Annotated in this window: 5 protein-coding genes and 1 pseudogene; 2 read left to right on the forward strand and 4 right to left on the reverse strand. The window is 41.2% G+C overall.

The features are described from left to right. Positions 1-81: 81 nt before the first annotated feature. The 4 genes and pseudogenes from FJR05_RS13755 to FJR05_RS13770 all read right to left on the reverse strand — a co-directional run. Positions 82-258 (reverse strand): annotated as a pseudogene (locus FJR05_RS13755) (type II toxin-antitoxin system ParD family antitoxin); the annotation flags it as partial. Positions 259-374: 116 nt separating this feature from the next. Then, complete coding sequence (locus FJR05_RS13760; protein ID WP_168644633.1) at positions 375-926, reverse strand: site-specific integrase; 552 nt, start codon at positions 924-926, stop codon at positions 375-377. Positions 927-1,846: 920 nt separating this feature from the next. Continuing rightward, on the reverse strand, positions 1,847-4,201 hold the full coding sequence (locus FJR05_RS13765) for an arylsulfatase (RefSeq protein WP_168644634.1): 2,355 nt from the start codon (positions 4,199-4,201) through the stop codon (positions 1,847-1,849). 341 nt (positions 4,202-4,542) lie between these two features. Next, entirely contained in the window at positions 4,543-5,439 is an 897-nt protein-coding gene (locus FJR05_RS13770; RefSeq protein WP_168644635.1) for a tyrosine-type recombinase/integrase, read from the reverse strand. A gap of 83 nt (positions 5,440-5,522) precedes the next feature. On the opposite strand from FJR05_RS13770, the gene FJR05_RS13775 reads away from it, so the two are divergent. Beyond that, the gene (locus FJR05_RS13775; protein WP_254446938.1) at positions 5,523-5,894 is read left to right on the forward strand and encodes a helix-turn-helix domain-containing protein; all 372 of its coding nucleotides are present in this window, start codon (positions 5,523-5,525) and stop codon (positions 5,892-5,894) included. 192 nt (positions 5,895-6,086) lie between these two features. Next, complete coding sequence (locus tag FJR05_RS13780; RefSeq protein ID WP_168644636.1) at positions 6,087-7,316, forward strand: DUF4158 domain-containing protein; 1,230 nt, start codon at positions 6,087-6,089, stop codon at positions 7,314-7,316. Positions 7,317-7,334 lie beyond the last annotated feature (18 nt).

Genomic DNA, 7,334 nt, shown 5'->3' on the forward strand with positions numbered 1-7,334 from the left:
TGAGCTTTCAGGTATCCTTTTTTCTATCATACTTTCTGCATGAAGGAAATCCCTGGTTTTCCTGTCAAAATTAACACACTAGGCAAGTCCTACAGCCAGCTTTTCGCGTGTTTCCTGTTCCCATTCCTGATACCCCTTGTCCCACTCCGATAATAATTTAAGTGCTTTAATTATCACCTCATCAGCATTAGTGTAGTGACCTGTAGCAATATAAGCCTGTATCAATTCCTGAGTTTCTGGTTTAACTTGAATATTCATGATGTATTTCCTAGTTAATTAATAGCCTATCCAAAAATGCTAACAATTATGGCTTACGCTAGGCTGCAATATCACATTTTCGCCTGTACCTGTTCTAACAATAAAATAAATCTCATCTAAAAACCAATAACAGAAACAGCCTTGCGACGTTGTTCTGGGGATACCTCCAGATAACGTTGCAGACTTCCCAAATCATTATGCCCACTAATTTCTTGAATGTGCCTTAGCGGGATGCCAGCCGAAGACATTTGATTAAGAGCAGTGCGTCTAAAAGAGTGCGTTGAAACTCCTTCTAGACCAACCCGTTTAGCAGCTTCACGCAGAACCTTATCAGCCCCATATCTTGTCAATCGTTCCGTCACACCACGCTTACCGGGGAACATTGGACCTGGTTTGGGATTATGTGCTGCCAAAAATTCTGCCAACCCCGGTTCGATATCAACAACGCGAGTTTTCAACTTGCCTTTAGTGGTAGACTTGCGGAAGGTTAAAGTACCGCCTTTGATATCAGTCGTTTGGAGTCCCAGTGCCTCAGACACTCTACATCCGGTAAAAAGACAAATGGCGAATAAAGCGCGATCGCGTGGGTTAGTCAAACCCTTATCAAACAGTAACCTCAATTCGGAGGAATTGAGGATTTTGGCTTGTCCGTTCCCTGCTACTTTCATAGTAGATGAAACCCTTTATGTATAAGGATAACACCAGTCTACACGAAACCTGGATTTCGTTGACTATAGGGGTGAAAGGTTGTGATTGCGTGATGGGTGAGAGCAGCTAGGACGGCAATTTTTTTCAACTTATCATTCACCCCACGTCAGAATCAGGGTTTTGGGCTTTTTGATAATCTCTGCTTATAATAGTAAGTTTGTTTTACTTTTATACTTATTTCCATACCCCAATCTATGTGACTTGAACCATAATTTGAGCCAAATTGGGGTAAAGACAAGATACGCGCAAAATTTAGCACGACGTAAATTTTTTGTAACAAATTCAACGTTATCGCCTGTGTCTATATGCTAAAAAAGCACACTGAGTAAGGCTTTCAGTCTTATAAAAGCTTCCCGCTTATTTATCCCATCTTGTCAAACATTGCCGAAAACGAAAGTTGAAGACTCTGATCAAGAAAGGACAAAACCCTTGTTATTTCGCTCAATTAATCTCATAACATTACCTAAAATGAGCCAAACTAGGCAATGTTTGAAAGGCATACTCGTCTTATGTAGTAGCAATCCAAAACTGTTGCTAGATAAAGGAAAACACACGCTTATCATCTATTATTGCAATGAATCGCTCTCAAAAAACAATGGGGTTTCCATAACGCATATTAAGTGATGATTCCGCACAACAACATTTCCATGTAATACACCGTTAATTTGACGTTTTTCCGTGTATTACATGGATAAGATTAGTTCTCTACTTTAAAGAGAAGAGAAGCATAAAATGAACACCTACTTCCTGAAGCATAAAATGAGCTAAAAGCTCATTTTATGGTGCAAGTCACAAGTAGGGGGGAGGGAGGAATGGAAAGAGAAATGCCCGTGCGGAAGCCGAATCGGGAGTATAGGACGAACTGACTTTTGCAAGAGGTCTACTGTCGCGCCATAATAGTCCGCATTTCAGCTTCCCGATCTTGAATCAAATCGCCACTAACATCAACAATCACACTATAAATCTTACCCGTAAACTTAAAAGGCGGCTCATAATCAGGTATTACAGGCGCACCAGGGGCAATTCCACAGGTGACACCACTGGTTAGACCTAGTGCTAAAGGAGTAGTTACAGGCACATCAATCTGCCCGACCAATTTCTCATCAATATACAATTGTCCGCGTCCTGGCGTTCCTTTTCCCTTCGCTAAATCTGGTTGACCTGTGACTTTAAACTCAAAGCGTAACTGGTGACGACCAGCCAGCACAGATGACCCAGATTCAACATGATAGAGCGATCGCCCCACATAATTATGAACCCAGTGCAGTTTGCCATCTTTGACATAGAAAGAATAGCCACTATCATTACCCCCGTGTGCCAGTAATATCCCTTCCGCGCCACCTGTAGAAATCTCCACATCAGCCGTAATACTGTGGGGACGATTTAACACCCTCACCGCACTACCGGCGGGAATCGCTTGAGTATCAGGATAGTAAACATAGCGGCTACGATTGACAGCAAGCTGGGGGCGTTCTTCCGCCAGTCGTTGTACGCCACGTCCATCCACAGGCAATACATTATACTTACCAGCCTCAACATACCAAGTAGCAATCATCTCAATTAACTTAGGGCGATTATCAGCCGCAATATTGTGATTTTCCGCAAAATCTGAAGCGACGTGATACAGTTCCCAATGGTGGGTATCCAAATCCGTCAGAGTTTCCGCCGAAATTGCCTCACCAAAAAACTGCCCCGCTTCTGTAAATGAAGGACCCGGCCAAGGACATACCGCCCGCCAACCATCATAGTAAAGAGAACGATGTCCCATCATCTCGAAATACTGGGTAATATGCTTAGTAGGGGCGGTACTATGATTAAAAGTATGGGCAAAACTGACACCTTCAATGGGGGATTGAGTCACACCCTTAATGGTTGTTGGTGGTGCAATTTCCAGTAATTCCAGCACCGTCGCCACAAGGTCAATAGCATGAGCGTACTGAGTCCGAATTTCCCCTTTTGCCTCAATACCTTGACTCCAATGCACAATTAAAGGGTCGCTGATTCCCCCTCGATAGGTTTCCCGTTTCCACCGTCGGAAAGGCGTATTTCCTGCCCAAGTCCAGCCCCAAGCATAATGGTTAAAGGTTTCGGCACTGCCTAATTTATCCAAGGCTTTGAGATTTTCCTCTAGGGATTCTGGCACATTATTAAAAAACAGGTTTTCATTTACTGAACCTGTTGGTCCCCCTTCCGAACTTGCACCATTGTCCGAAATCACCATAATTACAGTATTCTCGAACTCACCGATAGATTTGAGAAAATCGAGTAAACGACCGATATGATGGTCAGTATGGGTTAAAAAACCAGCATATACTTCCATCATCCGGGCATAAAGCCGTTTTTCGGCTGCTGGGAGGGAATCCCAGTGCGGGACATCGGGATCATGGCGAGAAAGTTCGGCATCTGCGGGAACAATCCCCATTTCTTGCTGACGGGCAAAAACCTTTTCCCTATAAGCTTCCCAACCATCATCAAATTGTCCAGCGTAGGCATCAGCCCATTCTTTGGGGACATGATGGGGGGCGTGCATTGCTCCCGGACAGAAATACATGAAAAAGGGCTTATTTGGGGCAATCTGCTTGGCATCAGCGATAAAGCTAATGGCTTTGTCTGCTAAATCTTCGGTTAAATGGTAGCCTTCTGCGGGGGTCTTTTCTGGCTTAACGGTGTGGTTATCATAAACCAAATCTGGATAATATTGGTGGGTTTCTCCGCCGAGAAAACCATAAAAACGCTCAAATCCACGACCGAGAGGCCAGCGATCATAGGGTCCGGCGGCTGAAAGTTGATCTGAGGGGGTTAAATGCCATTTTCCTAACGCATAGGTGTTATAACCCTTCTGGAGTAATATCTCTGAAAGAAACCCATTCTCAAAGGGAATATTCCCATTACCTCCGGGATAACCCGTAGACCCTTCTGTAATGCAGGACATGGCGTTAGAATGATGATTGCGCCCAGTCAGCAGACAAGAACGGGTAGGGGAACATAAGGCAGTTGTATGTAAGTTGTTGTAGCGTAAACCATTGGCGGCTAGTGCGTCTAGGTTGGGTGTTTTGATAGGACTTCCGTAGCTTCCAAATTGTCCAAATCCTGTATCATCAAAGACGATAAATAGGATGTTTGGTGTATTTTCTTTTGCCCGCAATGGTTCTGGCCAAGCTGGACTGGATTTATCAACTGTCCGACCGATGACACCAGGGAAGGTGGTTCCGGGTTTGTATTCACGCAGAGACATAAATCTAAACTCTTGAGAATATTTAATTTTTAACAAAAACCCCGAAATTCTATATCCTCTTTAGGAGGGGTCATTTCTTGACACTCCACTCTCTAAAAACAAGGCTAGACTGTGCCAAAACGGGAGAATCGTACGCTAAGGAATTGAGGTAAGTGCTGAAAGTATTGTGATAGTTAGCTTTCAGCCATTGCCAGAAATCAATTTTTCCAAAAATCTGATGAGTATGGGGTTTAGATGACTCAGTTTACAGATCAAGAGTAATACTCATACTTTTGATCTATTCAGAATCTGACACTTTTAGTTGATCACACTCATTTACTTAATGACTATCAAATAAATATTTAATATCCGTAAGTAGGAATTTTTTTAAACGCTGCTTGCGCCACTTCTTCCGCACGTTTAGAAGTTACTTTTGAATAGCGTAAAGTCATTTGAATTGTCTCATGACCCATAAGTGCGCGCAGCTCGTCAATGCCCATCAAACCAACCCGTTCCGTACCAAAAGTGTGCCTTAAATCATGAAAACGAATCCCTTGTAACTCGGAAGTACCATCAATCAAGTCCACCAAGGATTTATACGCAGTTGCATAAGACAAACGCGAAACCTCCCTGGTAAAAGGTTGTTGGGCAGTAAATAAGGCACTGACACCTGAATGCCTGTAATATTTCAGGTAATTATTGAGACAATTAACAATATTTTCACTATAAAAACACCAGCGTTGTTTATTCCGTTTACCTATCACTTGAAATTTCCGATTCTCAATATCTACGTCAGATAAGTCCAAAGCCAATATCTCGGAAATTCTGGCTCCAGTGCTATGTAATAAATGCACCAACGCATCCAAACGAGCATCGGATTTAGTGATTTGGAATAAAAGACTCAATTGTACTGATGTTAAATAACGTACTTCCTCATCTGAATTATGTTCTCCCTTTTCCCCATCTGGTTTACGTCGTTTCAGGTGAGAAATTGGATTTACTCGAATATATCCCTGGGTTAGGGCAAAGTTAAATAAAGCGGTAATTACTGCCTGATGCTTGTGGTGAGTTGTAAATTTGACTTGCTTCAAATCATTTAAATATGTAACCAATATTTCTCGGTCGATAATCTCTATTGACAAACTCCCATAAAGCTGAAGTAATGGCATAAAAATCGACTCATAGCTACGAATAGTTGAATTAGTTAATCCCGGTCGGTCTAAAAAATCTGTAACTAATGCGGCTAAAGTAATAGTCATAATTTTAGGAAATTATGAATTAATTGCAATAGAATACATATATTAATTTAATATTAAAAAGTAATAAAAATAGCAATACTTTTATGAATGTATCTATCACCGATGTGGTTCCCAACCCATCTGAGCCGTTGGGACAGTATATTCAACGGGTTCGTGATTCTATGCGGTTAACACAATTGGAATTAAGTATCAAAGCAGGTATACATATCCAAACTATACGTAAAATCGAATCCGGTGCAACATCCCGACTCAGCCAAAAATGCCGTTCTGGATTGGCTGCTGCTCTTGGTATCCCCCAGGAATACTTAGATGCTGTCGTCAAACAAATCTCCCTAGAAACGGTAACTGCACTCAAATATTGTCCCCAATGTTGGATACCGGGGACGACACCAGATCCGATGTGGACTTCACTGCGCTCAAAATACTGCTTTGCTTGCGGTACAGGCTTGCGATAGCGAAGCGCTCCGTAGGAATCGCAATGTAGAAGTTGCAACGAACCTATCATGTCGTTGAAATTTAGGTTCTGTCCGTATTGTGGAGAATCCTATAAACAAACATAAAGTTTTTCATTTTTTACTCCCATTGTATAGAAGCTGCAAAACACAAGAATTGTAAGAATTTCAAAATAAATATACAGGTCTAAAAATTTGGCTACCCGTGAATTACTATCACCCGAACAAAGAAGACAATTTAGAGAAATACCTATAGATATTAGTGCTAGAGATATAGCTCGTCACTACACCTTGAACTCCGATGATTTAAAAGCTATCAATTGTCGTCGTCGCGTACATAATCGGTTAGGATTTGCAGTTCAATTATGTTATTTACGTTTTCCCAGTCGGGTATGGGAATTAGGAGAAAAAGTTCCCAAAACTGTCTTATCTTATATCGCTTTACAACTAGATATTAAACCTAAAGTCATTAAAGATTATGGACTACGAGATACAACTCGACGGGAGCATCTAGCGGAAATTCAACAAATTTTTGGCTATGTATCTTTTAGGATGTCTCATTATAAAAAACTTTCCAAATGGTTAATGGAACTGGCTTTCAGTACGGATAAAGGAATTGCTTTAGTTGAAGCACTGGTTGAAGAAATGCGGCGGTGTCAGATCATTATTCCTACTATATTTACTGTAGAAAGACTGGCTTGGGAAACTAGAAGACGCGCTCAAGAGCAATTTTATTGGGAACTTACTCAACAATTAACATTAATTCAAAAGAAAGAAATTGATGGTTTATTGGTTCTCAATTCTGAGAAAAATCGCACACCTTTAGTTTGGTTACGTCAACCACCAGGTGTACCAAATCCTAAGAACTTCTTAAAGGTCTTGGAAAAATTAGAATTTATCCGTGATTTAAAATTAGATCCTGCTTGTTTACAAAAAGTACATCATAATCGTTTGGTACAATTAACTCGATTGGGACAGAAAAAGACACTTGCACATATAGCCAGATTAGATGATACAAGAAGGTATGCAATTATCATCGCTTTTTTATTAGAAACGGCATCATTGTTAATTGACACGGCAATTACCATGCATGATAAAATGATGGGTAAATTGTTCCGTCGGAGTGAAAACCAACGCAACCAAAAATTTCAACAGGATGGAAAAGCAATTAATGAAAAGGTGCGGCTCTATGCCCAAATTGGCACGGCTTTGATTGATGCTAGGGAGGGTCAAGGGGATGCCTATACTGCAATTGAATCAGTGTTAAGTTGGGATAATTTTGTCAATAGTGTGGAAGAAGCCGAAGAGTTGGCACGTCCTGCGAATTTTGATTATTTTGATTTACTTGATAAGCGTTATTCCCAACTACGTAGATATACACCTAAATTAGTAACTGTTCACACTCCCCCACTAAAAAGGAATTAGGAAGTAACAGGGATAGGA

This window comes from Dolichospermum sp. UHCC 0259, from assembly GCF_009711935.1.
Lineage (GTDB): Bacteria > Cyanobacteriota > Cyanobacteriia > Cyanobacteriales > Nostocaceae > Dolichospermum.

Excerpts from the sequence above, each read along its gene's own strand:
- FJR05_RS13760 (WP_168644633.1), bottom strand. The coding sequence starts at position 926 with ATGAAAGTAGCAGGGAACGGACAAGCCAAAATCCTCAATTCCTCCGAA.
- FJR05_RS13765 (WP_168644634.1), bottom strand. The coding sequence starts at position 4,201 with ATGTCTCTGCGTGAATACAAACCCGGAACCACCTTCCCTGGTGTCATC.
- FJR05_RS13770 (WP_168644635.1), bottom strand. The coding sequence starts at position 5,439 with ATGACTATTACTTTAGCCGCATTAGTTACAGATTTTTTAGACCGACCG.
- FJR05_RS13775 (WP_254446938.1), top strand. The coding sequence starts at position 5,523 with ATGAATGTATCTATCACCGATGTGGTTCCCAACCCATCTGAGCCGTTG.